This window comes from Methyloceanibacter sp., assembly GCF_058506495.1.
In genome coordinates this window covers 1-23,185 of sequence record NZ_JBZMXT010000036.1, presented here as the reverse complement: position 1 = coordinate 23,185, position 23,185 = coordinate 1, and the positions used below count along the sequence as shown (strand labels likewise).

Here is a 23,185-nt window from a genome sequence, read left to right as displayed (position 1 = left end):
GTGAGCTTGATACGCTATTGGGAGAACTGCTGGCCTTTGATCGGTTGGCAAAGGCGATGCTTTAGTTTTCTGAGGGAGCCGGTATCAACGCGCTAAACCGGTGCGATCAGATGCTCTGTTTCCGGGTCCCAGCGCCACAATTGCGCATTCGTGAGATGCGCGCCGCCCCACCAACGGTCTATCGGACGATGTTCCGCTAAATCGGTCTGCCCTGTGACGACCTGGTTGCCCAGCGTGGTCAGGGCCGGCTGGCTCCTTACATAAGCTTCCATGCGCGCCTTGTCCTCAACTTGGAAGGGAGCGCCGTCGAGCCCCGCAACAAGGGGCGCGGTTCCAAGAGCCAACCCATCAAGGACCCGCCAGAAGCTCCAGTCACCCATGAACTCGGCGTCTTCCATCTTCTGTACTGCACCGAAGAGAGCAACCGACGTGAGCCCGGACCTTGCGTGCAGGCACGCGAGTATCTGTCGTTCCGTTCGTGTCAGGCCATCCGGCCCTGGAAGCGCCTCGAGCATCCGCAGAACACTGCCCCTCAGAAAGGGCAACGCCGAGAGGTCCTCTTTCAAAAGCTGCGCCCAGGCTTCCGGCGTCGGCTGACGAAACGCGGCCCAGGCCCGAACCGCAAGATCAAGCTGCGCATCCGAAACTGGCCGCGCCGCGTCCGCTTGCTCTGCGATCGCGTCCGGTTCTTGACGGCCAATGTAATCGTCGGTCTGGACCAGAAGGAGCGTTTCAGGCTCGCGTGGATGATCGGCAAACCAGTCGAGGACCTGCAGGAGTTGAAGCTGATCGTAAAGGTCGTGCTCAAACCATAAGATAACACGATCAAAATTCGCACTAATGCTCAGACCCTTGAACCGAGCGGAGAAATCGAACTGGAGAGCCTCCTCCGCGCCCGCGCCCACCCCTGAAAGATAGGCCACCCGAGCCTCAGTCAGCTCTTCGCGCGTCTCTGTGAGCGGCACCGGGCCCTCATAAAGCATATCCCGCCAGGGCAGGACCTCAGCGCCTCGCAGGGTGCGGCGCAGGAGTTCTCCGGCGGCGTCGCCGTTAGTAATGATGAGATCGACCATCGCTTGCGAACCTTTGCCGGGATCAGCCGCGTCCACGATAGGGCGCGACGCCCTGGTCGGGGATCCATGTGCCCTCCGGCTCGGTACCATGCTGCCAGAAGACGTCGATGGGAATTCCGCCGCGCGGGAACCAGTAGCCGCCGATGCGGAGCCAAGTCGGCGCAAGCAAATCAACGATCGCCTTGCCGATCTTCAGCGTGGTGTCTTCGTGGAATGCAGCCGTGTTCCGGAAGCTACCCAGGAATAGCTTGAACGACTTGGATTCAACCAACCAATCGCCAGGTGCGTAATCCAGAACGAAATGCGCAAAGTCGGGCTGGCCTGTCACAGGACACAGGCAGGTAAACTCCGGCGCAGTAAAGCGCGCCACGTATGCCGTCCCGAGATGGGGGTTCGGAACTCGCTCGAGTAACGCCTCATCGGGCGAGGCGGGTAGGGCCGTGGGCTTGCCAAGCTGCTTTAGACCCTTCTGCTTAGGGGATTGTTTTTTGGAGGCGCTCTCTGCGGCCTCGGCCATCTTTCTGGCTGGGCTCTTCGCAGCCTTTTTGGTTGAGCGCTTCGCCATCGGCTACTCGGCTGCAAGCCGCATTGGTGGGCCATGATAGACGCAGCCCTCATGGCAAGAGTCGCGGGCTACGACAATCTCGACCAGCCCGGGCAGGCGATTGTGAAGCCGGTCCCAGAGCCACATCGTGATACGCTCCAAGGTCGGCGCCGATAGCCCCTCAATCTCATTCAGCATGCGATGGTCCAGCGCGTCCCGAGCCTCTTGGATGGCGGCCTCCAACTCACCGAAGTGGATAATAATGCCGGTGTCTTCATCGGGTTGCCCGTCCACCGTGATGCGCGCGCGGAAGGAGTGCCCGTGCACGCGTGCATTGGGATGGCTGGGATCCGCCGACGGCAGGAAGTGTGCTGCCTCGAAGAAGAACTCTTTATAAATTCGCATTGGCGCTGTTTACGGGATTTTTCGTGTGCCGACCAGAGGCTGTACGCCACAGCCAGGACGCGCGGGGAGTTCTCATGGCAATCCCAGAATTTTATGGGTCTGCAGGCTGAGGCGCCATCTGGGGTTTTTGAGGCAGTATTCGATCGCGGCTTGTAGATTCGACGTTCCGCCCGCGCGGTCGTCGAGGGGCTGCAGCAGGAAATGGGTAAAGCCGAGGCCGAGGACCTCCTCAGGCCCGATTTCGGCTTGCGGGTATACGAGTTTCAGTTCGTCTCCGGACCGCTGCTGCAACGTCACGCCCGGCTTCGGACTGACGCAAATCCAATCGATCTGTTCCGGCACAGGAAGGCTGCCATTCGTCTCAATTGCGATCTCGAAGCCTTCGTCGTGCAATGCCGCCACGAGGGCTTCATCGACTTGCAGCATTGGCTCACCGCCTGTGAGGACGACGAAGCGGGGCAGTCCAGCGTTTCCACGCCACACAGACCGGCAGGCCATAACGAGATCTTGGGCCATTTCGAATTGCCCGCCGCCCGGACCGTCCGTTCCTACAAAATCCGTATCGCATAAGTTACAAAGGGCCTCCGCGCGGTCGGCCTCACGCCCAGACCACAGATTGCAACCGGCAAAGCGGCAGAATACCGCCGGCCGACCGGCCTGCATCCCTTCGCCCTGGAGCGTGTAGTAGATCTCCTTTACCGCGTACATGGGCGGGTAAGTGGGTTCCTATGAGCGTTGAGGCAAGGGACGCAAGCATATACGAATCAACACGCATTACCTGGGTGCCCGGTCGCATCTTTCGTCTTCCGGCATCAAGGCCAGAACGGGACCTTGACGTGAGGGTCTCTATTCAGCCGGCGCTGCTTCCCCGGGCGGTGCTACTTGGATGGGCGGCGTGTACTTTCCAGGCAGGACCTTCTCGGGCGGGTTCGCGCCAGGATTGATCGACCTTATATACGAGACAATTCTCCAAAGTTGATCGGAGGTCTTCACGACTTGGCCCATCTCGGGCATCGGCGCTTTGATCTCGCCCTGCTGGTAACGCGTCCAGCCCTGTTTCTCTAGTTCCACGGACCCAAGAGCGATCAGGCGAAACAACACATCGTCGGTATTGCCCCAGGACCAGACTCCTTTGTTCAGGGTCGGGCAAAACTTGCCGCCGCCGTTTGCGCCGTGACACTGACCACAGCCCGGCGCACGGAACTGTTTCACCAGATAGTCGGGATCCTTTTCGTTCTCGGCTGCTAATTCTCGCCAATCATAAGGATTGTTCAGTTCGCCCGGGGCTGTTTCGGCAAGGAGCTTGAACGGAGGCGTGCGATCGCCTTTTTTGCAGCACTTCTCCTCTTCTTCCTCGACCACGACCTCGGTCTCGGCGGCATCCTTCGCCTCAGCTTCGCCTTCAGCGACCGGATCGGCTGGAGGTTCTATCGGCAATTCCGTTGACGCTTCTCCATCGGCCTCGCCCGTCTCAGCTTGGGCGATGCGCACGAACCGATGTGACGCGCGTTCGGCCGCCTCCGCCGCTTCTGCGGCGGCGATCTCGAACTCGAAGATGTGAGCGGTCGCGAGAACCGCGCTAGCAACGAAAGGGCCCGCTAACAACAGACCAAGCGCCTTTGCAACTTTCAGGCGTTTGTCTTGAATCATTCTTTTACTCTGATCCTCACATAGCGCGTGCCTGGGCCCGAACGTAGACCGCAACGTATAGCACAGGATTCTTGCGTTGGAGGGCAGGGTGAAGCAGCCGAATTGGGCATTACGAAGATTGATTGCTCTACCCTCGTAAAACACAGCTACACCACATTCGGGCAGGACAAACGCGGCGAGGCAAACCCGACCAGCTGAACCATCGCTTTCGGCTAGGCGCAAGTGGAGAGGACTTCAGACAATGCCGAATATCGAAGGGAAGGTTGTCGCGATCACGGGCGCGAGTAGCGGAATTGGCGAAGCCACTGCCCGGCACTTAGCTAAGCTGGGCGCGCGGGTCGTTCTCGGGGCGCGGCGCGCGGAGAAGCTAGAGAAGATCGTCGAGGAGATCCGCGCCGGTGGCGGCACGGCAGCGTCACGGACGGTCGATGTAACGGACCGGCAGGATGTCGACACCTTTCTCCAGTTTGCCGAGGGCACCGCCGGCAAACTGGACGTCCTCATCAACAACGCCGGCGTCATGCCGCTTTCGCCACTCGCCGCGCTGAAAGTCGACGAGTGGGATCAGATGATCGATGTCAACATCAAGGGCGTGCTCTATGGGATCGCCGCAGCCCTTCCTATCATGAACCGCCAGGGCTTCGGGCACGTGATCAATATATCCTCTATCGCCGGCCACAAAGTGATCCCCACCGGCGCGGTCTACTGCGCCACCAAATTCGCCGTACACGCCCTTTCCGAGGGCTTCCGCCAGGAACATAACAATCTCCGGATGACGATTATCTCGCCCGGCGCAACGGAGTCGGAACTCGCCGACGCGATCACCCACGATGAGACCGCGAAGATGGTCGATGGCCTGCGTGCGATGGCAGTTCCTGCCGAGGCGATTGCGGAGGCAGCCGCCTATGCGATCGGCCAGCCTGACGACATCGACATCAATGAGGTTGTTGTCCGGCCCACGGTGCAACCGCTCTAGCTAGGCGCGGCGATCATGAGTCGGGCCTTCCTGCCGCGCCTCCCTAACAAATCCCGGAATAAATCCGGGATGACAAGCCGGAGGCAGATAGCCTCTCAGCTCGCGCGCCACTCTTCGTACCCTTTGGCGCGCAGCTCGCAGGCGGGGCATCTCCCGCAGCCATAACCCCACGCGTGCTTGGTGACGTGATCGCCCAGATAACACGTGTGCGTCTCTTCGCGAATTAGGTCGATCAAGGCTTTACCCCCGAGTTCGTCCGCAAGGGCCCAAGAAGCTGCCTTCGAGAGCCGCATAAGAGGTGTCTCGATGGAGAAAGGAATCTCCGTTCCGAGGCGAATGGCGCTTTGCAGTGCCTGAAGCGTTTCATGGCGGCAGTCTGGGTAGCCGGAGTAGTCGGTTTCGCACATGCCGCCAACCAGAACGTTTAACCCTCGGCGATGCCCGACCGCGGCCGCGTAAACAAAGAAAGCGAGGTTCCGGCCAGGCACGAATGTCGACGGCAGGCCGGAGCCCGTCATGACGATCTCGGTTTCGGACGTCAGCGCAGTCTCTCCAATGGCGCCAAAGGTCGACAAGTCGATCATATGATCCGCGCCCAACCGCTCGGACCAGGCCGGAAAACGTTGAGGGATCGCCGCAAGGACTCGCTGCCGGCACTCCAACTCTACGGCGTGTCGCTGACCGTAGTTGAAACCGACCGTCTCCACGCGCCCATAGCGCTCCAAGGCATACGCCAGGCAGGTCGTAGAATCCTGACCGCCGGAGAACAAGACCAGTGCGCCGGCCGGCTTGTCTGCGGAGGATGATGGCATGAAGCGTCTCCGGATGGCCTAAGTTACGGCAAGGCCTTTCTCTCACATATACGCCTTCACGTTCCCCTCCGCCTAGGCTATGACGGCCTGAAAAACATCATGCAAGTTACTGGGGGAGACCCACATGGCAACCATCGCCAACATTGTCGGCAGAGAAATCCTTGATAGCCGCGGCAACCCGACGGTCGAAGTCGATGTTGTCCTTGAAAGCGGTCATCATGGCCGGGCGGCGGTTCCGTCTGGAGCATCGACCGGCGCCCATGAAGCCCACGAGTTGCGCGACGGCGGTGCACGCTATCGTGGCAAGGGTGTCAAGAAGGCCGTCGATGCGATCAATGGCGAAATACGAAAAGCGCTTAATGGGTTCGATGCCGAAGATCAGCGCGGTCTCGATCAGCTGTTACGCGATCTCGACGGCACGGAGAACAAGAAGCGGCTCGGCGCCAACGCCATTCTGGGCGTTTCTCTTGCCTCCGCCAAGGCCGCTGCACATTCGCAGGAGATGCCGCTCTATGCCTACTTAGGCGGCGAGGATGCAACCTTGTTGCCTGTGCCCATGATGAACATCGTCAACGGCGGCGCCCACGCGAACAACCCCATCGACTTTCAAGAATTCATGGTCATGCCCGTCGGCGCTGCCAATCTGTCGGAAGCTGTTAGGACTGGCGCTGAGATCTTTCATGCGCTGGCCGCAGCACTCAAAAGTGCCGGGCACAGTACAGCCGTTGGCGACGAGGGTGGTTTCGCCCCGAACTTGGAGTCGACGCGCGCCGCCCTCGACTTCGTGATGGGCGCAATCGAGACCGCGGGGTTCAGCCCGGGTGAGGACGTTTATTTGGCATTGGACGTCGCGGCGACGGAGTTCTTCAAGGACGGTCGCTACGAGCTTGCAGGCGAAAAACGCAGCCTGACGGCCGATGAGATGGCCGCCTACTATACGGAGCTCGTCAACAGCTATCCGATCTTCTCAATTGAGGACGGCATGTCCGAGGACGATTGGGACGGTTGGCGCTCGCTCACGGAAGCCATTGGCGATCGCGTGCAATTGGTCGGCGATGACCTGTTCGTCACGAACGTTACACGCCTGAAAAAGGGCATCGACAAGAGCATCGCCAACGCCATTCTTGTGAAGGTGAACCAGATCGGAACGCTCACGGAAACCCTTGACGCCGTAAACATGGCCATGGATGCGGGTTACGCGGCTGTTATGTCTCATCGGTCTGGTGAGACCGAGGACGCCACGATTGCGGATCTGGCGGTGGCGACAAATTGCGGACAGATAAAGACAGGCTCGTTGGCGCGGTCGGACCGCGTTGCCAAGTACAACCAGCTCATTCGCATCGAGGAGGACCTGGGCCCGAGAGCGCGCTACGCAGGAAAAGCGATCCTCAAAGGATAAAAGCGGCCTCGCGGTAACCGCACCTTAACGGCTGCGCATCGATGTTTGTGATTCGCTGCGTGGGGAGGGACTATGCGGTTCAGGGCGCTCATATTCCCGCTTCTTGCTCTGGGGGCGGGCGGCTACTTCGGCTTTCATCTGCAAAACGGCGATCACGGATTGGCGGCTAAGACCGATCTGCAGCGCCGTGCGGCTGTGCTGGAGGGCGAGCTCGAGGGACTGCGAGAGGTTCGGCTGCGCATCGAACGGGACGTGGCACTTTTGAAGCCTGATAGCCTCGACCCCGACATGCTGGACGAGCGCGCACGAGCCATTCTGAACCTCGCCCATCCGAGCGATCTCGTGATGATGAACAGGCGACCCCCGGACCCCACCGGACCGCTCATCAAACGCTGAAATCCCTCTTGAAACCGCGTTTTGTCGCGCCGTCCGTGTCTTTTGGCTGACTTTGGACTCGTGCTAGTTTCGCTGGCGAACACGGTGTGAGTCGTAAGGAGGCCTTGATTGACCAGCCCAAGCCTAACGCCTGGAGCAGCCAATTTCTCGGTTGACCAGAGGCCCTCCGACAGCCCCGAACAGCCGATCTTTTCCGCCCGCCCGGATCTTACCCCACAAGAGCTCCTGACAGCTTACCGGAACATGCTGCGCGTTCGGCGGTTTGAGGAGAAGGCCGGTCAGCTCTACGGCATGGGCTACATCGGCGGCTTTTGCCATCTCTATATTGGTCAAGAAGCCGTGGTGACCGGCATGATGATGGCCAAGCGCGAGGGCGATCAGGTGATCACGTCTTACCGGGATCACGGGCACATGATCGTTCTCGGCATGGACCCAAAGGGCGTCATGGCGGAGCTAACGGGCAGGCGGAGCGGCTACTCCAAAGGTAAAGGCGGATCCATGCACATGTTCTCCGTCGAGAAGGGATTCTATGGCGGGCATGGCATAGTCGGCACGCCGGCGCCGCTCGGCGCCGGGCTTGCCTTCGCAAATAAATACCGCGGCAACGACAACGTTTGTCTCACCTTCTTCGGTGAAGGCGCCGCAAATCAGGGCCAGGTCTATGAGAGCTTCAATATGGCCGCGTTGTGGAAGCTCCCTGTGCTCTTCATCATCGAAAACAATCACTACGCCATGGGCACCGCCGTAGAACGCGCCTCCGCGCAGGCAACGGAGCTGCACAATCGCGGGCGGGCGTTTGGTGTTCCCGGACGTGAGGTAGACGGTATGGACGTTGCGGCGGTGAAAGCCGCTGGTGAAGAGGCACTTGCCCATGTTCGTAGCGGACAAGGGCCGATGATCCTCGAAATGCTGACATATCGTTATCGCGGTCATTCCATGTCCGATCCCGCCAAGTATCGGACGCGCGAGGAGGTGCAGGACATGCGCCAGCACCACGATCCGATAGAACTCGCCCACAAGCGACTGGTCGACCTCGGCCATGCGGAAGACGAGCTAAAGGCAATCGACAAAGAAGTGAGAGAAACTGTCAACGAGGCTGCGCAATTCGCCCAGGACGAGCCGGAACCCGCTTCAAGCGAGCTTTGGACAGACGTTGTAGCGACTAAGGGGTGAGGCGATGCCCACTGATATTCTGATGCCTGCCCTTTCGCCCACGATGGAGGAGGGCACTCTGGCCAAATGGCATGTTCGCGCCGGAGACAAGGTCCAAACCGGCGACGTCATCGCCGAAATAGAAACGGACAAGGCGACCATGGAAGTGGAAGCCATCGAGGATGGGGTCATTCAGACGATCCTTGTGGCCGAAGGCACCGAGCACGTTCCCGTCAACCAGCCTATCGCGGTTTTGCAACTGGAGGACGATGAGGCGCTCGCGGAAGGTGGCCCCACGATCGTTCAGCCGCCGTCAACTTTCGAGCCCGCGGAAACCGCTACGCCGACAAGCGCCGTAGAACCGTCGCCAGCGCTGGGAGAAGTCGAACCGGAAGTTGAGGCTGCCCCAGCGGGGCCGCAGGCCGCACCGGCCGAACCCGCGCCTGCGCCCGAAGTCCCTCCAGGCACAGAAACTCAGGACCTGACCATGCGCGAAGCGCTGCGCGATGCCATGGCTGAGGAGATGCGCCGCAATGGCGACGTCTTTGTCATCGGGGAAGAAGTGGCAGAGTACCAGGGTGCCTACAAGGTTACACAAGGACTCCTGGACGAGTTTGGCGCCCGCCGCGTGATCGATACGCCGATTACGGAATATGGTTTCGCCGGCGTCGGCGTTGGTGCGGCCTTCGCAGGCCTACGGCCCATTGTCGAGTTCATGACGTGGAACTTCGCATTGCAGGCGATCGACCACATCATCAACTCAGCCGCCAAGACGCTTTACATGTCGGGCGGCCAAATGCATTGCCCGATCGTATTTCGTGGGCCGAACGGAGCGGCCGCCCGTGTCGCTGCACAGCATAGCCAGGACTTCTCGGCAATATACGCACAAGTCCCTGGGTTAAAGGTGATAGCTCCCTATAGTGCCGCGGATGCGAAGGGCCTCTTGAAAGCCGCGATCCGTGAGAACACTCCTGTGGTGTTTCTCGAGAACGAGATCCTCTATGGCCAAAGTTTCCCGGTCCCCATGCTCGATGATTTCGTTCTGCCGATCGGCAAAGCACGAATTGCACGCCCCGGTCACGACGTAACCCTCGTCTCCTATTCGCGCGGGTTGGCGTACACGATCGATGCGGCTGAGCGCTTGGCCGAGGAGGGCATCGACGCTGAGGTCATCGACCTTCGCACCTTGCGTCCGCTTGATATGGACACAGTGCTGACCTCTGTTCGCAAGACCAACCGCATCGTCACCATCGAGGAAGGTTGGCCCGTCTGCTCCATCGGTAGTGAGCTTTGTGCATACGTTACGGCCCACGCCTTCGACTACCTCGATGCACCGCCGCTGAAGATAACCGGCGCGGACGTCCCTATGCCTTATGCCGCCAACCTTGAAAAACTGGCGCTCCCGTCCGTGGACCTTGTCGTCAGCGCGGCCAAATCGGTCTGCTACCGGGAGACTGCCGCATGACGGACTTCTGGATGACAGACGAGGAAATGGACACGGAAATCGAGGCCAATCGGGCTGCGTGCCAGCCTTTTCAGAACTATGACCGGGACGAGGACGGCTGGGATGAGATTTGGGGGGGCGTCTTCGCGATCCTCGTGGAGCATATCGCGGAAGTTCGAGAAGTGTTCGACCTGGATCCAAGAAAGTCGATATTGTTCAATGACTTTCCGGATCTTCTTTGGGCCGCATGCGATCCACAGGAGCCCGTGATTTACTCACCCGTCTTTCGCGAGTTCGGCATGCCGGTTTTCGATGGCGGTCCATCGATGACTACGCTGCGCTTCGATCCATGGAGCGGAAAACCGCTGCCAGCGTCGGTACGCGACGCCTTCTTTGACGAGGCCGAGAAGATCCTCGGTCACGAGGTCGGGGTGCTCGACGAGGAACTCGATACGCTGCCTGCCTCTTATCAAAGCGAGGCCTGGTGGATTGAGAAGGGGCTTTGATCATGGGCGTCCCGCACGATCACGAGGATTCACAGGATAGCTCGCCAGAGCAAGTCATGGACCGGATCGCTGAGCAAATCCTGGCCAATGCGCATGACGGGCCGAACGGTTTGGGGCGTTTGTTCGCTTCGCCTCTCGCGCGGCGCGTCGCCCGCGAGCACAATATTGATCTCACAGCCCTAACAGGCTCAGGACCGCATGGCCGGATCGTTCTGGCCGACGTCGAAAAAGCCCTGGCCCAAACGCGACAATCGGAACCCGAAGCGGCAGCGCCCCCGCCTGAGGCGCCTGTCATGGGTGAGCTGATGCACGCAACTCCAGCGCCGCCAGAACGCACTATCGCGCAGGGCCTGCCAGATAAACAGATCCTCGCGCTCTACGAGCCAGGCCGGTACGAAGTGGTGCCGCACGATACAATGCGGCGCTTCATCGCCGAGCGGCTCACGCTGGCGAAGCAAACAATTCCGCACTTCTATCTGAACATCGAGTGCCAACTCGATGCGCTGCTGGAAGCACGGGAACGCCTAAACGGTATGGCGCCACAAGAAGGGCCGCGTGCGTTCAAACTGTCCGTGAACGACTTCATCATCAAGGCAATGGCAATGGCTCTGCAGACCGTGCCGGCCGCGAACGCGATCTGGACGGAAGAAGGCATATTGCGCAATCGTCCATCCGACATTGCCGTGGCCGTGGCACTAGAAGGCGGTGGCCTCCATACGCCGGTCATTCGCGACGCGGAGCTGAAGAGTCTCTCGGAGATTTCGAACGAAATGCGCGATCTGGCGAGCCGGGCTCGTTCTAAGCGTCTCGCACCGCACGAGTATCAAGGCGGCACAACATCAATCTCAAATCTTGGGATGTACGGCATTGATAGCTTCGACGCAGTCATCAACCCGCCGCATAGTTCGATCCTTGCCGTGGGGCGCGCCGAGAAGAAGCCTATCGTCAAAGATGACGCGGTCAAGATCGCCACAATGATGGGGGCGACGTTGTCGTGCGATCACCGGGTCATTGATGGGGCGCTGGGCGCGGAACTGCTCGCCGCCTTCAGAGCCTACCTCGAAGATCCTGTGACGATGCTTGTCTAGGGATGGAGCCGACCTGAGTTAGCCATGGCGCTCGCACCCACATTCCGCCCGGCGACACTCGGGGATGCGGCTGATCTGGCGATCCTCATTGATATCGCCGGCAATGGACTGGCCAATCGTATCTGGCTCGATAAGGCGGGCCCAGGACACTCAGCTGTCGAAGTCGGCCGCCAATTGGTGCGAAGCGACGACGGCGAGGACTCCTTCCGGAATGCTACAATCGTAATGATGGGGACAGAGATTGCCGGGGGCATCATTGGCGGCTTGCCGGAAGACCTCTACGACCTATCTCGCGTTGAAGAGAAGCCGGCCATCTTTCGCCCGGTCGCACGTCTCGCAGTTCGTGCCGTCGGCACATGGTATGTGGACGTGATTGAAAATTTTCCCGAGTTCCGCGGCCAGGGCCTGGGTCGACAAATGCTTGAGCATGTGGCGACGAAGGCGAGGGAAGTCGGCGCACCTTCGAGCACGCTCGTTGTCGGCAGCTGGAACGAGGGGGCGGCGCGGCTCTATGCCCGGTGCGGCTATCGTCCTACCGCGCGGGAGCCGGTAACGCTTCCCGAGGGCTTTCCATATTCAGGGGAGTGGGTCCTGATGACGAGGCCGCTGACGTGAGCTCGAAAAAGAAAGTGGATCCAACAATACGCCCTGCATCGCTTGCCGACACCGCCACGCTGACAGTCTTGATGGACATTGCAGGCGAAGGCGTACCGAACCGCCTGTGGCTTGAGATGGCCGAACCGGGCCGCTCGGCGCTGGAAGTCGGACGTGAGAGAGCCCGCCGGGAGGAGGGGGGCTTCTCCTACCGCCACACGACGGTCGCGTTGGCCGGCGATGAGATCGCCGCTTGCCTGATAGGGTATCTGTTAGACGACCCATATGACCTCACAGGCCTCGATGACATGCCCGAGCCGTTTCGGCCATTGGTGCGTCTTGAAGCCAAGGCGCCCGGCACGTGGTACGTCAATGTAATTGCGACCTTCCCCGAATACCGAGGCCAGGGTATTGGCGCTAGGCTTCTTGAAATCGCCGGTGACCGGACACGCGAAGCGGGTGCCGCAGCAAGCAGCATTATAGTCGGGAGTTGGAATGCTGGCGCAACACGACTGTACTCACGATGTGGCTATCAAGTCGTTGCGCAAGAGCCTGCAATCCTCCCGGAGGCATATCTGCAAACTGGTGACTGGCTCTTGATGACGCGATCTTTGACAAAGAGGACCTCGTCGTGACCTCGGGCACGGAATTCGATCTTGTCGTGATTGGTGGCGGGCCGGGCGGCTATGTCGCTGCGATCCGTGCCGGGCAACTTGGCATGCGCACGGCGGTGGTGGAACGTGAGCACCTCGGCGGCATCTGCCTGAATTGGGGCTGCATACCGACGAAAGCGCTCCTTCGGGCCTCCGAGCTCTATCGCCAAGTCAAAGAAGCAGAAGCATTCGGTTTGCGCGTCGACGGCATTGGTATCGATTTCGAGCGCCTCATTCAGCGGAGCCGCAACGTGGCGGATAAGCTTTCCCGCGGTGTTGCGTTTCTAATGAAGAAAAACAAGATCGTGGTGTTCGACGCTCAAGGGAAGCTTGAAAGCCCGGGCCGGGTGGCTCTCACAACGAACGACGGCGTGATTCTCCCGTCCATTTCGGCAAAACACATCATCGTCGCGACTGGCGCGCGCGCGAGAAGCTTGCCTGGCTTGGAACCCGATGGCACGCGCATCTGGACCTATAAGGAGGCGATGGTTCCGGCTCATCTGCCGAAGTCTATTCTGGTGATCGGCTCCGGCCCCATTGGGATCGAGTTCGCGAGTTTCTATCGTGCGCTCGGTGTCGACGTGACGGTCGTTGAAGTCCAAGCGCGGATTTTGCCCGTCGAAGACGAGGAAATCTCCAAACTGGCCCATATGGCATTCGCCAAACAAGGTATCGCAATCCATACAGGGACAACCGTGGCACGGCTCAGCAGAGTCGACCCTGGCGGCGTCCTGGCATGGCTTCGCAGGAGTGATGGCGAAATTACCGAGGTCGCTGTCGAACGGGTGATTCTCGCGGTCGGGATTACAGGCAACGTGGAGGGGCTCGGACTCGAAGCGCTCGGCGTAAATGTCGATCGCGGTCATATTGTTATCGATGAATGGTGCCGCACGACCGTCCCTGGGATCTACGCAATCGGCGACGTCGCAGGCCCTCCGTGGCTTGCGCACAAAGCCATGCACGAAGGCGTCCTCTGTGTGGAGAAGATCGCCGGCGTCGACGGCGTTCATCCGCTGAAGTCGACCAATGTGCCCGGCTGCACATATTGTACCCCGCAGATTGCGAGCCTAGGACTTACAGAAGCTGAGGCGCGGGACAGAGGCTATGCGCTCAAGATTGGCCGATATCCCTATTCCGCCAATGGGAAAGCCATCGCGCTTGGTGAGACCGACGGGCTCATCAAGACCGTGTTTGACGCCGAAACCGGTGCTTTGCTCGGTGCCCACATGATCGGTGCGGAGGTCACGGAGTTGATTCAAGGCTTCGCAATCGGCAAGACGCTTGAGACCACCGAAGCAGAACTAATGGCCACGATCTTTCCCCATCCGAGCTTATCGGAGATGATGCACGAGTCGGTTCTGGATGCATATGGAAGAGCATTACATAGCTGATCGTTCGGAAGAAAAGAGGGGCGTTGCACGGCGTTTCGATGCTCGTCCAACTACCAAAAGAGCATCTATAGGAGACCTAGAATGTCGCTAATCATCTTCCTTGTGGTCGGCCTCATTGCTGGAGTTCTCGCCTCGTATGTCATGGGGCGCAAAAACGACCTTCTTACCAATCTGTTGATTGGCGTTGTCGGTGCGGTGGTCGGCGGCTCTCTTGGTGGCTTTGTTGGCCTTGGCGCCACGAACATCATCGGCCAAGTGATCATCGCCACAGCTGGCGCTATCCTGTGTATTTGGCTTTGGCAGAGGATGCGGTAGGGTCAGCGCGCCCCGGCCTCGCAAAGGTGGAAACGTATGGAAGCTCACGGTTTGTTCTCGATGCCAGGCGTTGGCTTCATCGGCATGATCATCATCGGCGTTTTGGCCGGTTATATCGCCGAGAAGATCACCGCATCGGACCATGGCCTCCTAACCAACTTCCTTGTTGGCATTGCCGGTTCGTTTCTCGGCGGCACGCTCGCGAGAGTCGTGGGCGTTGAGTTCTACGGTTGGCTCGGCAATCTGATCGTTGCGTCTGTCGGCGCAGTGATCGTGATTTGGCTCTGGCGAAAGCTTAGCAACTAGGTACGCTTTGCGCGTTCATTCATGGTCACACTGCTGAATACAGTCGACACACCGAAGGCGCGGCCTCGCCATCCCGAGAAGGCGCGGCTTCCGGATACGCCTTTGATGCGGAAGCCGGCATGGATCCGGGTGAAGGCACCTGGTGCTCACGCCTTCGACGGCACTCGCGGCATAATCAAGCGCCACGGTTTGCACACGGTCTGCGAGGAGGCCGCCTGTCCCAATATTGGTGAGTGCTGGTCGAAACGGCATGCGACCGTCATGATCATGGGCGATATCTGCACAAGGGCCTGCGCGTTCTGCAACGTCGCAACGGGCAAGCCCGCCCACCTCGATCCGGACGAACCCAAACGTACCGCGGACGCCATAGCCGAGCTTGAGCTTGCCCATATCGTGGTTACATCAGTGGATCGCGATGATCTTCCCGACGGTGGAGCCATACATTTCGCTCGGACGATACTAGAAATCCGCGAGGCGGCCCCGCAGACAACGATTGAGGTCCTGACGCCCGACTTCATGCGCAAGGAGGGCGCGCTTGCGGTCGTGCTCGAAGCCCGTCCCGATGTCTTTAATCACAACATTGAAACCGTTCCATCGCTCTACCGGCGTATTCGTCCCGGAGCAGATTTCGCACACTCAATTTCTTTGTTGAAAGACGCCAAGCAACGTGACCCCGCTGTCTTTACGAAATCTGGAATAATGGTCGGGCTTGGTGAAACGGATGGTGAGGTCGAGAGCGTGATGGACGATCTGCGCGCGGCGGAAGTCGACTTTTTGACAATCGGCCAGTACCTTCAGCCGACGCGTAAACACGCAGCCATCGATCGCTTCGTCACGCCCGAGCGGTTCGCCGACTACAAGCGAATTGGCCAAGCGAAGGGCTTTCTGCTCGTCGCCTCGGCGCCGCTGACCCGCTCGTCCTATCACGCGGCCGAGGACTTCGAGCGCCTGAAAACGGCAAGGCTTACAGGCCTTGGCGGCTAAGTAAACAACTCAGCATGCAGACCTTCGAAACTCGACACCGTGTCGCCCATGGGGCTGACGATATGTATGCGTTGGTAGCGAACGTGGAGGATTATCCCAACTTTCTGCCGTTGTGCGAGGCGCTTCGTATCGTACGTCGCGAGGCGGTCGGAGATCGGGAAGTCCTGACAGCGGATATGGAGGTCGGTTACAGAATGATCCGCGAGCGGTTTACAAGCCGTGTGACCCTGGATCCTTCCTATCGCATGATCCTCGTCGAATATGTGGACGGGCCATTCGAACACTTGGAGAACCGTTGGACGTTCGAACCTCACGGCACGGATAGTTCCGAGATCGATTTTTACATCGCCTATAAGTTTCGCTCGCGCCTATTTGAACGCTTAGTCGGCAGCCTATTCGACAAGGCGGTCCGCAAGTTCACGAACGCATTTGAGGAGCGCGCAGACGAGGTCTATGGCGTGCAGAACACCGCGCACGCACGCTCGAGCTCGCGTTAGGCGAGGGCGCCTAGCATTCGTAAGGCATGTTCGGCGCTGCACCGCCGAACTTCGTCCCGGCCGATATCTCCAAACTCGATACGCTGATGTTGCATTGGCAACTCGCGTCGCCCGGCCGCGAAGTGAACGAGTCCGACAGGCTTGTCGATAGTACCGCCACCGGGTCCTGCTATGCCCGTTATGGCCACAGCGATAGTTGCGTTGCTGTGGATCAAGGCTCCACCAGCCATGGCGCGGGCAACCTCTTCACTCACGGCGCCGTGTTTCTCGATCAACCAGGAGGGCACGTGAAGCATCTGGGATTTCGCCGTGTTGGTGTACGTGATGAATCCGCGGTCGAATACGTCAGAGGAACCTGGAACGGACGTGAGTGCCGTCGAGACCAGGCCACCGGTGCAAGACTCCGCCGTAGCGATCGCGTCACCTCGGCCGCGCGCTGCATCAAGGATCTCGGACGCAAGAACCGTTAGCGCCTCATATGAGGGTGCAGCGCTCACGGCAGCAGAACGGTGGCCGTTGCCATGGCGGCGATGCCCTCCTCACGGCCGATAAAGCCAAGCTGCTCATTTGTTGTGGCCTTCACGCTAACTTGCGTCATGCCAAGACCAAGAATGTCTGCAATAGAACCTCGCATCGCGTCGCGATGCGGCCCGATCTTCGGCGTCTCGCAAACTAGCGTGATATCGGCATGCACGATCTTGCCACCAAGCCCGGCGATGCGATCGCCTGCGTCCTTCAGGAACAGGTCGGAATTAGCGCCACGCCAACGCGCATCAGACGGAGGAAAGTGCGCACCGATATCGCCGTCGGCAATCGTTCCCAGCAAAGCGTCTGTGAGTGCATGCAGACCCACATCCGCGTCGCTGTGCCCCATCAGCGCGCGTGTGTGCGGAATCCGCACACCACACAGCATAACGGAGTCGCCAGGGCCCAGCCTGTGCACGTCGTACCCAGAACCGACCCGTATGGTTCCTACAGGAGCCGCACTCTGCCGCATCATACGATCGGCGATCATCAGGTCCTCCGCCGTAGTTAGTTTGCGATTGTTTTCGGAACCCTCGACGATCGCCACTTCTATCCCGAACCATTCGGCAACTGACGTATCGTCCGTGAACTCAAGTGTCGAATCCCGCGCTGCCGCCCGATGTGCCGCGAGAATACTCTCGAAGTCGAAGCCTTGCGGAGTCTGCGCGCGATAAAGCCCCGCTCGGGCAACGGTACCCGTCACGTGACCCTCTTCTCCGCGCTTTAGCGTATCGGTGACGGGCAGACAGGGCAGGGCGCCGGGGCTCGCATCGAGTGCATCGATCACCCTGGACACGAGCGCCTCATCGACAAAGGGACGTGCAGCGTCGTGGATCAGAACTTTTTCGGGCGAGCCCTCGGCGAGCGCCTCAAGGCCCATGCGGACACTGTCCTGGCGGCGCGCGCCACCCGGGACCGCCGGCAAGATCTTATCGGCAAAAGGGGCGCTGGCTTCGCGATAGAGCGCTAAATCGTCGGGATGAATGACCACTAAAATATTCCCGACGCGGGTATGTGCCGCAAAGACGGCGAGCGTCCGAGATAGCATCGGCGCCCCGCCGAGGTCGCAATACTGCTTCGGCTGACTTTCGTCTGTGGATGCGCGCGCCCCACGTCCAGCCGCCACGATCAGCGCCACCACAGTCACACGCAGTCTCCCCGTTTGACAGCACAGGCCTGTGCACTAAGAGGCCTGAGTGGCTGATTCGTAACATTGTTGCACTGCGGCATATCGATTATTGCCCCCGTACCAAAACACACGTATCTTGCCCAATATTAGTTCATGAGACATTTGTGCTCATCTTTTGCGCACTAGCTGTCGGCCACTGGAATGAGGCCGCGAGGATATAGACATTGACGCTCTCAGCCAAAACGCAAGGGGCGACACGAAACGCTAGGGGTTTGGCGTGTGAAGCGCTTGTGGAAGCGCTCCCGCATCCGCTCCTGGTCGTGGGCAAGGGCCTCGCCATCGAATACGTGAATTCGGCGGCAGAGGACTTCTTCCAGATGAGCTCCAGTGTCTTTTGCCGCCATAGCCTGCCAGACGTGGTCGCTTTTGGATGCCCGCTCATCGCGCTCGTCGAGCAGGTCCAGCGGAATGGAACCACAGTCAACGAATATGGTGTCGAACTTAGTTCGTTCCGCTTCGACTCCACGAAGCTCGTCGACCTTTATGGCGGTCCCGTTCAGGTCGGAAAAAACTCGGTCATGGTCATGATCCAACAGCGCAGCATGGCCCAAATGATTGAACGCCAATTGACCCATCGCGGTGCCGCGCGCTCCGTATCTGGGCTTGCGGCGGTGCTGGCGCATGAGATCAAGAATCCGCTCTCAGGCATTCGAGGTGCGGCGCAGCTGCTTGAAGGCGAGTCTAACGAGACTGACCGTACGCTGACGCAGCTGATTTGCTCGGAGTCGGACCGTATTTGCAACCTCGTTGACCGAATGGAGATTTTCGGGGACGAACGGCCGCTGCAGCGCGAGCCGGTCAACATTCACGACGTGCTCGACCATGTGAAGCAGGTTGCCTCAACTGGTTTCGCCAGCAGCATCAAGATCGTCGAAAACTATGATCCCTCGCTCCCACCTGTACCCGGGAGCCGCGACAAACTAGTTCAGGTTTTTCTGAACTTGATTAAGAACGCAGCCGAAGCAATCGGCGATTCAAGAAAAGACGGCCAGATAACTCTCTCGACGGCTTTTCGTCCGGGTGTCAGGCTGTCCGTCCCAGGCAGTCAAGCCCGCGTCAGCCTGCCACTTGAGATCGCCGTCGAAGACAATGGCAGCGGCGTGCCCGCCGACCTGCTCCAGCACCTGTTCGATCCGTTTGTTACCACAAAACAATCCGGAACCGGCCTCGGCCTTGCCCTGGTCGCCAAGATCATCGGGGACCATGGGGGCATCATCGAATGCGATTCTAAGTCGCGTTACACAGTGTTTCGCGCGCTGATGCCAATGGCGACTTCTGATGGGACGACACGGACAACTCAAATCACAGAACAAAGCGAAGCGCAGAGCTAAGAGAAAAAACAAGAAATGGGCAAAGGCAACATCCTAATCGCCGACGACGATGCGGCCATTCGAACAGTCTTGAACCAGGCACTTGCCAGGGCAGGGTACGCGCCTCGGGCGACTGGTAATGCCGCAACGCTGTGGCGCTGGGTTAGCCAGGGCGACGGGGACCTCATCATCACCGACGTGGTGATGCCTGACGAAAGCGCATTCGATCTGATCCCGCGGATCAAGAAGCTTCGGCCGGACCTTCCAATTGTCGTGATGAGCGCTCAGAACACTTTCATGACGGCCGTGACCGCGGCTGAGCGCGGCGCGTATGAGTATCTTCCGAAGCCGTTTGACTTGAACGAGCTCATCGCAGTCGTAAGCAGGGCACTCGCCGAACCGCGCAAGAACGTGCAGCCACTTTCTGCCGAATCCTCCGATGGGATGCCGCTGATCGGGCGCTGCCCGGCGATGCAGGACATCTATCGAGTTCTGGCACGGCTGACCCAAACAGATCTGACCGTCATGATCAGCGGTGAGTCCGGGACCGGCAAAGAGCTCGTATCGCGTGCCTTGCACGAATACGGGAAGCGGCGGAACGGGCCCTTTGTCGCCATCAACATGGCGGCCATTCCAAAGGAGCTCATCGAGTCGGAACTATTCGGACACGAGAAAGGAGCCTTCACGGGTGCGCAAGCACGTCATGTCGGCCGCTTCGAACAGGCAGAGGGCGGAACGCTCTTTCTTGACGAGATTGGCGACATGCCCATGGAGGCACAGACGCGGCTCTTACGCGTGCTGCAAGAAGGCGAATACACGACAGTTGGTGGGCGAACCCCCATTCGGACGAATGTGCGGATTATCGCCGCAACCAACCGCGACCTGCAGCAGCAGATCGACCAGGGGCTTTTCCGCGAAGACCTTTACTACAGGCTTAATGTTGTACCCTTGCGCCTTCCACCTTTGCGCGAGCGTCTTGAGGACATTCCGGATCTCATCCGCCACTTTCTCGCAATGGCAGAGAAGGAAGGACTGCCACCGAAGAGCTTTGAAACCGGCGCGATCGAACGTCTTAAGCGGCACAATTGGCCAGGCAACGTGCGGGAACTTGAGAACCTTGTCCGGAGACTGTCCGCTATCTACACCCAGGACATCGTGACAGTGGACATGGTCGAAAGCGAGTTCGCTCCCGCCGCGCGGCCGGCGCAGTTTAACGATGCCTCGGAAGCCACCGCGGATTTGTCTGAGGCTGTTGAACGGTACCTCGGGGACTACTTCATGAGCTTTGGCCAAGAACTGCCGCCGGCGGGGCTCTACACACGGGTTCTTCGCAAGGTCGAGTCGCCGTTGATCACAGCAGCCTTAGCCGCAACTCGCGGCAACCAAATCCGTGCTGCCGATCTACTTGGCGTCAACCGGAACACGTTGCGCAAAAAGATCCGCGACCTGGGCATCAAAGTCATTCGCACGCCTGCAGCATAGCCCTAGCCAGGTCCCGCCACGCATGCCATATCACGACCGGAACGTCCGTTCCGGTGAGTAGGCTTGACCGCTTGAGCTGTCGCCAAAGCGCCACAATGTGATCTTATTGCATCATGACTGTGATCATTTGATCGCACTCAAGAGAGTCGGCCTGAACCGAACAAGATGCTTGGGAGGGAGAGCAGCAGACCTTGCGCGACCCCGCACCTGAAAACAAAATATCTAAGTCGGTCAGCAATGTAGACGGGCCGCCTCAAAGTTCGTCTGAGCGCGACACAGATGGACAAGCCACCGTTCCGGCCAAACGCCGACGCCTCCAGTTTATGCTCGGCCTCATCATCATGGTGCTGTCCCTCTGCGCGGGGCTTGCCACTTATCTTGTTTTAACTGGTCTGACGCCCATCGTTCCTACACAGGACGTGGTCGTCACCACGTTGCTGATCAACGCGGTGCTTGTCGTCGCGATGATCGCACTAATCGCCTGGCAGGTTACGGGGCTATGGCTCGCCAAGCGTCGACATGAAGCCGGCGCGCAGTTGCATGTCCGGATTGTCAGCCTCTTCAGCGTCATCGCAGTGGTTCCAGCCATCGCGCTTGCGATCTTTGCCAGCATCTCGCTCGACCGCGGCCTGGATCACTGGTTCTCGCAGCGCACGAAAGACATCATTCAAAATTCGATCGATGTGGCAACCGCTTATCTGCAGGAGCACGGCCAAGTCATCCGCGCCGATACGGTTGGCATGGCCAAGGACATAGACGAAGCCGTGGAACTGGTCCGTGCGCGGCCTCAAGGCTTCGGAAACTTCCTGCGCGCTCAGGCCACCGTCCGCGCTATTCCCGCTGCCTACCTGATCGACAGCGAAGGGAAGATGCTGGCGACGGCAGCCTCTATTGCGAACATTCCCTATCGCGCGCCGCCACCCGAGGCGATGGACCTCGCGAAAGACGGGCAGGTAATCGTCATTGCCCCAGGCGAGACCAGTTTGGTTGGGGCGATAAAGAGCCTCGATAACTTCGACGATACGTACCTATACGTCATCCGGCCGGTGAACGCCCGCGTGCTTCAACAACTGAGGGCAACGCGAGCCAATGTTGCTGAGTATCAATTACTCGAGCAACGGCGCGCAGGTGTTCAGGTGGCTTTCGGCTTGATGTACGTGGCCATTGCGCTGACGCTGCTCCTGTCTGCGATCTGGATCGGCATGTGGTTTGCGAACCGGCTCGTCGCCCCAATTGGCCAGTTGATGGGCGCGGCGGAAGAAATTAGCCATGGTAATCTCGGTGTGAAGGTCGGCGTCAATCCAGCTGATGGCGACCTTGCGGTGCTGGGCTCAACATTCAACACCATGGCATCCGAACTCAAGAATCAGCGCGATGAACTCGTCGGCGCCAACGCGACGCTCGACGAGCACAACCGCTTCATGTCCGCTGTGCTATCGGGCGTAACGGCGGGCGTTGTTGGTGTTGATGCAGATGGCACTGTGAATCTCGTAAACCCTTCGGCTGAGGAACTCCTGGGCCTCAAGGGCTCAGACCTTATCGGCAAACAACTCGCCGATGCGGTGCCCGAATTCGGACCGCAACTGAAACGCACGCGTAAACACGGAAGGCGTTCGGCGACCGACCAAGTCTCCCTTAGAAGGCGCGGCTCTGAGCGGAACTTCGCAGTTCGTGTGACGAGTGAAGGCGAAGGCCAGGGCTATGTTGTCACCTTCGACGACATCACGGAGCTGGTCATCGCGCAGCGTTCGACCGCCTGGGCTGATGTTGCCCGTCGCATAGCACACGAGATCAAGAACCCGCTTACACCAATCCAGCTGTCGGCGGAACGCATTCGCCGGAAATACGGGAAGGTCATTACAGAGGACCGTGAGGTCTTCGAACAGTGCACGGATACAATCGTGCGGCAGGTGTCCGATATCGGGCGCATGGTGGATGAGTTCTCCGCGTTTGCTCGTATGCCGAAACCGGTCATGGAAATGCATGATGTGCGTGAGATCGTGCGAGAGGCCGTATTCCTATTTCAGGTCAGCCGCCCCGATATCGATTTTTCATTGGACCTACCTGACAAGCCTGTCACGACCATGTCCGATCAGCGCCTTCTCACGCAGGCAGTCACCAATCTGGTCAAGAACGCGAGCGAAGGTATCGACACAGCTATCGAGAACGACCCGGAGCGCGGAGGCACGGGTACGATCACCGCGAAGGTCGACGAAAAGGGAGACCGCATCCACATCACAGTTATCGACAATGGATGCGGTCTACCGAAGGAAGATCGCGACCGCTTGATCGAGCCTTACATGACAACGCGCGTCAAAGGCACTGGGCTCGGATTAGCGATTGTACAGCGCATAACAGAGCAACACGGCGGCCGCCTGAAGTTGGCCGATGCACCGAAGCGCGATGGCAAGGTGCAGGGCGCCTCCGTACGGCTTGATCTGCCGGTCGTGCACAACAAAGAGGCGGACAGTAGTGTTGCCGCAAAACCCGACGC

The 23,185-nt window shown here is 59.4% G+C and carries 25 protein-coding genes; 17 read left to right on the top strand and 8 right to left on the bottom strand.

Translation table 11 applies throughout. The features are described from left to right. Positions 1-92: 92 nt before the first annotated feature. The 5 genes from AC33YF_RS08160 to AC33YF_RS08140 all read right to left on the bottom strand — a co-directional run bounded on the left by AC33YF_RS08160 (position 93) and on the right by AC33YF_RS08140 (position 3,672). On the bottom strand, positions 93-1,109 hold the full coding sequence (locus AC33YF_RS08160; RefSeq protein WP_491776703.1) for a DUF1835 domain-containing protein: 1,017 nt from the start codon (positions 1,107-1,109) through the stop codon (positions 93-95). Next, a complete protein-coding gene (queF, locus tag AC33YF_RS08155) occupies positions 1,096-1,590 on the bottom strand; it encodes a preQ(1) synthase (RefSeq protein WP_491776706.1) in 495 nt (164 codons plus the stop codon). The genes AC33YF_RS08160 and queF overlap by 14 nt, the downstream gene beginning before the upstream one ends. 51 nt (positions 1,591-1,641) lie before the next feature. After that, a complete protein-coding gene (locus AC33YF_RS08150; RefSeq protein WP_491776702.1) occupies positions 1,642-2,022 on the bottom strand; it encodes a 6-pyruvoyl trahydropterin synthase family protein in 381 nt (126 codons plus the stop codon). Positions 2,023-2,094: 72 nt separating this feature from the next. Further along, entirely contained in the window at positions 2,095-2,730 is a 636-nt protein-coding gene (gene queE / locus AC33YF_RS08145) for a 7-carboxy-7-deazaguanine synthase (protein ID WP_491776701.1), read from the bottom strand. Between the two features lie 138 nt (positions 2,731-2,868). Then, complete coding sequence (locus tag AC33YF_RS08140; protein ID WP_491776700.1) at positions 2,869-3,672, bottom strand: c-type cytochrome; 804 nt, start codon at positions 3,670-3,672, stop codon at positions 2,869-2,871. A gap of 241 nt (positions 3,673-3,913) precedes the next feature. Here AC33YF_RS08140 and AC33YF_RS08135 point away from each other — a divergent pair, with 241 nt between their 5' ends. Beyond that, entirely contained in the window at positions 3,914-4,648 is a 735-nt protein-coding gene (locus tag AC33YF_RS08135; RefSeq protein WP_491776699.1) for an SDR family oxidoreductase, read from the top strand. A 95-nt stretch (positions 4,649-4,743) separates the two neighbouring features. On the opposite strand, the gene queC is transcribed toward AC33YF_RS08135, so the two are convergent. Continuing rightward, on the bottom strand, positions 4,744-5,460 hold the full coding sequence (gene queC / locus AC33YF_RS08130) for a 7-cyano-7-deazaguanine synthase QueC (RefSeq protein ID WP_491776698.1): 717 nt from the start codon (positions 5,458-5,460) through the stop codon (positions 4,744-4,746). Between the two features lie 124 nt (positions 5,461-5,584). Between queC and eno the strand changes: the two genes are divergently transcribed. From eno to AC33YF_RS08065, 13 genes are all read left to right on the top strand, one after another. Further along, on the top strand, positions 5,585-6,859 hold the full coding sequence (gene eno, locus AC33YF_RS08125; RefSeq protein ID WP_491776697.1) for a phosphopyruvate hydratase: 1,275 nt from the start codon (positions 5,585-5,587) through the stop codon (positions 6,857-6,859). A 72-nt stretch (positions 6,860-6,931) separates the two neighbouring features. Further along, complete coding sequence (locus tag AC33YF_RS08120; RefSeq protein WP_491776696.1) at positions 6,932-7,255, top strand: FtsB family cell division protein; 324 nt, start codon at positions 6,932-6,934, stop codon at positions 7,253-7,255. Positions 7,256-7,441: 186 nt separating this feature from the next. After that, a complete protein-coding gene (pdhA, locus tag AC33YF_RS08115; RefSeq protein ID WP_491776705.1) occupies positions 7,442-8,428 on the top strand; it encodes a pyruvate dehydrogenase (acetyl-transferring) E1 component subunit alpha in 987 nt (328 codons plus the stop codon). A 4-nt stretch (positions 8,429-8,432) separates the two neighbouring features. Then, positions 8,433-9,872 carry a pyruvate dehydrogenase complex E1 component subunit beta gene (locus AC33YF_RS08110; RefSeq protein ID WP_491776695.1) on the top strand — a complete coding sequence of 480 codons (1,440 nt, stop codon included), beginning with the start codon at positions 8,433-8,435 and terminating at the stop codon, positions 9,870-9,872. Next, positions 9,869-10,357 carry a DUF6980 family protein gene (locus tag AC33YF_RS08105; RefSeq protein ID WP_491776694.1) on the top strand — a complete coding sequence of 163 codons (489 nt, stop codon included), beginning with the start codon at positions 9,869-9,871 and terminating at the stop codon, positions 10,355-10,357. Before AC33YF_RS08110 ends, AC33YF_RS08105 begins: the two co-directional genes overlap by 4 nt. Positions 10,358-10,359: 2 nt before the next feature. Next, positions 10,360-11,445, top strand: a complete 1,086-nt coding sequence (locus AC33YF_RS08100) for a 2-oxo acid dehydrogenase subunit E2 (protein WP_491776693.1) — start codon at positions 10,360-10,362, stop codon at positions 11,443-11,445. 24 nt (positions 11,446-11,469) lie between these two features. Then, complete coding sequence (locus AC33YF_RS08095) at positions 11,470-12,060, top strand: GNAT family N-acetyltransferase (protein ID WP_491776692.1); 591 nt, start codon at positions 11,470-11,472, stop codon at positions 12,058-12,060. Beyond that, positions 12,057-12,674 (top strand): GNAT family N-acetyltransferase, encoded by a 618-nt coding sequence (locus AC33YF_RS08090; protein ID WP_491776691.1) that lies wholly within the window; start codon positions 12,057-12,059, stop codon positions 12,672-12,674. Before AC33YF_RS08095 ends, AC33YF_RS08090 begins: the two co-directional genes overlap by 4 nt. Further along, a complete protein-coding gene (lpdA, locus tag AC33YF_RS08085) occupies positions 12,671-14,083 on the top strand; it encodes a dihydrolipoyl dehydrogenase (RefSeq protein WP_491776690.1) in 1,413 nt (470 codons plus the stop codon). The genes AC33YF_RS08090 and lpdA overlap by 4 nt, the downstream gene beginning before the upstream one ends. An 81-nt stretch (positions 14,084-14,164) precedes the next feature. Continuing rightward, the gene (locus tag AC33YF_RS08080; RefSeq protein ID WP_491776689.1) at positions 14,165-14,398 is read left to right on the top strand and encodes a GlsB/YeaQ/YmgE family stress response membrane protein; all 234 of its coding nucleotides are present in this window, start codon (positions 14,165-14,167) and stop codon (positions 14,396-14,398) included. Positions 14,399-14,608: 210 nt separating this feature from the next. Beyond that, positions 14,609-14,704, top strand: coding sequence for a GlsB/YeaQ/YmgE family stress response membrane protein (locus AC33YF_RS08075; protein WP_491776704.1), 96 nt, complete (start codon positions 14,609-14,611; stop codon positions 14,702-14,704). Positions 14,705-14,725: 21 nt separating this feature from the next. Beyond that, positions 14,726-15,688, top strand: a complete 963-nt coding sequence (lipA, locus tag AC33YF_RS08070; RefSeq protein ID WP_491776688.1) for a lipoyl synthase — start codon at positions 14,726-14,728, stop codon at positions 15,686-15,688. A gap of 14 nt (positions 15,689-15,702) precedes the next feature. After that, entirely contained in the window at positions 15,703-16,185 is a 483-nt protein-coding gene (locus tag AC33YF_RS08065; protein ID WP_491776687.1) for a type II toxin-antitoxin system RatA family toxin, read from the top strand. On the opposite strand, the gene AC33YF_RS08060 is transcribed toward AC33YF_RS08065, so the two are convergent. Together AC33YF_RS08060 and AC33YF_RS08055 are read right to left on the bottom strand one after the other, a co-directional pair. Then, on the bottom strand, positions 16,182-16,682 hold the full coding sequence (locus tag AC33YF_RS08060) for a CinA family protein (RefSeq protein ID WP_491776686.1): 501 nt from the start codon (positions 16,680-16,682) through the stop codon (positions 16,182-16,184). The genes AC33YF_RS08065 and AC33YF_RS08060 overlap by 4 nt on opposite strands. Then, positions 16,679-17,857, bottom strand: a complete 1,179-nt coding sequence (locus AC33YF_RS08055) for a bifunctional 2-C-methyl-D-erythritol 4-phosphate cytidylyltransferase/2-C-methyl-D-erythritol 2,4-cyclodiphosphate synthase (protein WP_491776685.1) — start codon at positions 17,855-17,857, stop codon at positions 16,679-16,681. Before AC33YF_RS08055 ends, AC33YF_RS08060 begins: the two co-directional genes overlap by 4 nt. Before the next feature lie 206 nt (positions 17,858-18,063). Here AC33YF_RS08055 and AC33YF_RS08050 point away from each other — a divergent pair, with 206 nt between their 5' ends. The 3 genes from AC33YF_RS08050 to AC33YF_RS08040 form a co-directional block, all read left to right on the top strand. After that, entirely contained in the window at positions 18,064-19,230 is a 1,167-nt protein-coding gene (locus AC33YF_RS08050) for a two-component system sensor histidine kinase NtrB (protein ID WP_491776684.1), read from the top strand. Positions 19,231-19,245: 15 nt separating this feature from the next. Beyond that, positions 19,246-20,691 (top strand): nitrogen regulation protein NR(I), encoded by a 1,446-nt coding sequence (gene ntrC / locus AC33YF_RS08045; protein ID WP_491776683.1) that lies wholly within the window; start codon positions 19,246-19,248, stop codon positions 20,689-20,691. A 323-nt stretch (positions 20,692-21,014) separates the two neighbouring features. Beyond that, a partial coding sequence (locus AC33YF_RS08040) for a sensor histidine kinase NtrY-like (RefSeq protein ID WP_491776682.1) occupies positions 21,015-23,185 on the top strand: 2,171 nt, incomplete at its 3' end.

Excerpts from the sequence above, each read along its gene's own strand:
- queF (WP_491776706.1), bottom strand. The coding sequence starts at position 1,590 with ATGGCCGAGGCCGCAGAGAGCGCCTCCAAAAAACAATCCCCTAAGCAG.
- AC33YF_RS08150 (WP_491776702.1), bottom strand. The coding sequence starts at position 2,022 with ATGCGAATTTATAAAGAGTTCTTCTTCGAGGCAGCACACTTCCTGCCG.
- queE (WP_491776701.1), bottom strand. The coding sequence starts at position 2,730 with ATGTACGCGGTAAAGGAGATCTACTACACGCTCCAGGGCGAAGGGATG.
- AC33YF_RS08140 (WP_491776700.1), bottom strand. The coding sequence starts at position 3,672 with ATGATTCAAGACAAACGCCTGAAAGTTGCAAAGGCGCTTGGTCTGTTG.
- AC33YF_RS08135 (WP_491776699.1), top strand. The coding sequence starts at position 3,914 with ATGCCGAATATCGAAGGGAAGGTTGTCGCGATCACGGGCGCGAGTAGC.
- queC (WP_491776698.1), bottom strand. The coding sequence starts at position 5,460 with ATGCCATCATCCTCCGCAGACAAGCCGGCCGGCGCACTGGTCTTGTTC.
- eno (WP_491776697.1), top strand. The coding sequence starts at position 5,585 with ATGGCAACCATCGCCAACATTGTCGGCAGAGAAATCCTTGATAGCCGC.
- AC33YF_RS08120 (WP_491776696.1), top strand. The coding sequence starts at position 6,932 with ATGCGGTTCAGGGCGCTCATATTCCCGCTTCTTGCTCTGGGGGCGGGC.
- AC33YF_RS08110 (WP_491776695.1), top strand. The coding sequence starts at position 8,433 with ATGCCCACTGATATTCTGATGCCTGCCCTTTCGCCCACGATGGAGGAG.
- AC33YF_RS08105 (WP_491776694.1), top strand. The coding sequence starts at position 9,869 with ATGACGGACTTCTGGATGACAGACGAGGAAATGGACACGGAAATCGAG.
- AC33YF_RS08100 (WP_491776693.1), top strand. The coding sequence starts at position 10,360 with ATGGGCGTCCCGCACGATCACGAGGATTCACAGGATAGCTCGCCAGAG.
- AC33YF_RS08095 (WP_491776692.1), top strand. The coding sequence starts at position 11,470 with ATGGCGCTCGCACCCACATTCCGCCCGGCGACACTCGGGGATGCGGCT.
- AC33YF_RS08080 (WP_491776689.1), top strand. The coding sequence starts at position 14,165 with ATGTCGCTAATCATCTTCCTTGTGGTCGGCCTCATTGCTGGAGTTCTC.
- lipA (WP_491776688.1), top strand. The coding sequence starts at position 14,726 with ATGGTCACACTGCTGAATACAGTCGACACACCGAAGGCGCGGCCTCGC.
- AC33YF_RS08065 (WP_491776687.1), top strand. The coding sequence starts at position 15,703 with ATGCAGACCTTCGAAACTCGACACCGTGTCGCCCATGGGGCTGACGAT.
- ntrC (WP_491776683.1), top strand. The coding sequence starts at position 19,246 with ATGGGCAAAGGCAACATCCTAATCGCCGACGACGATGCGGCCATTCGA.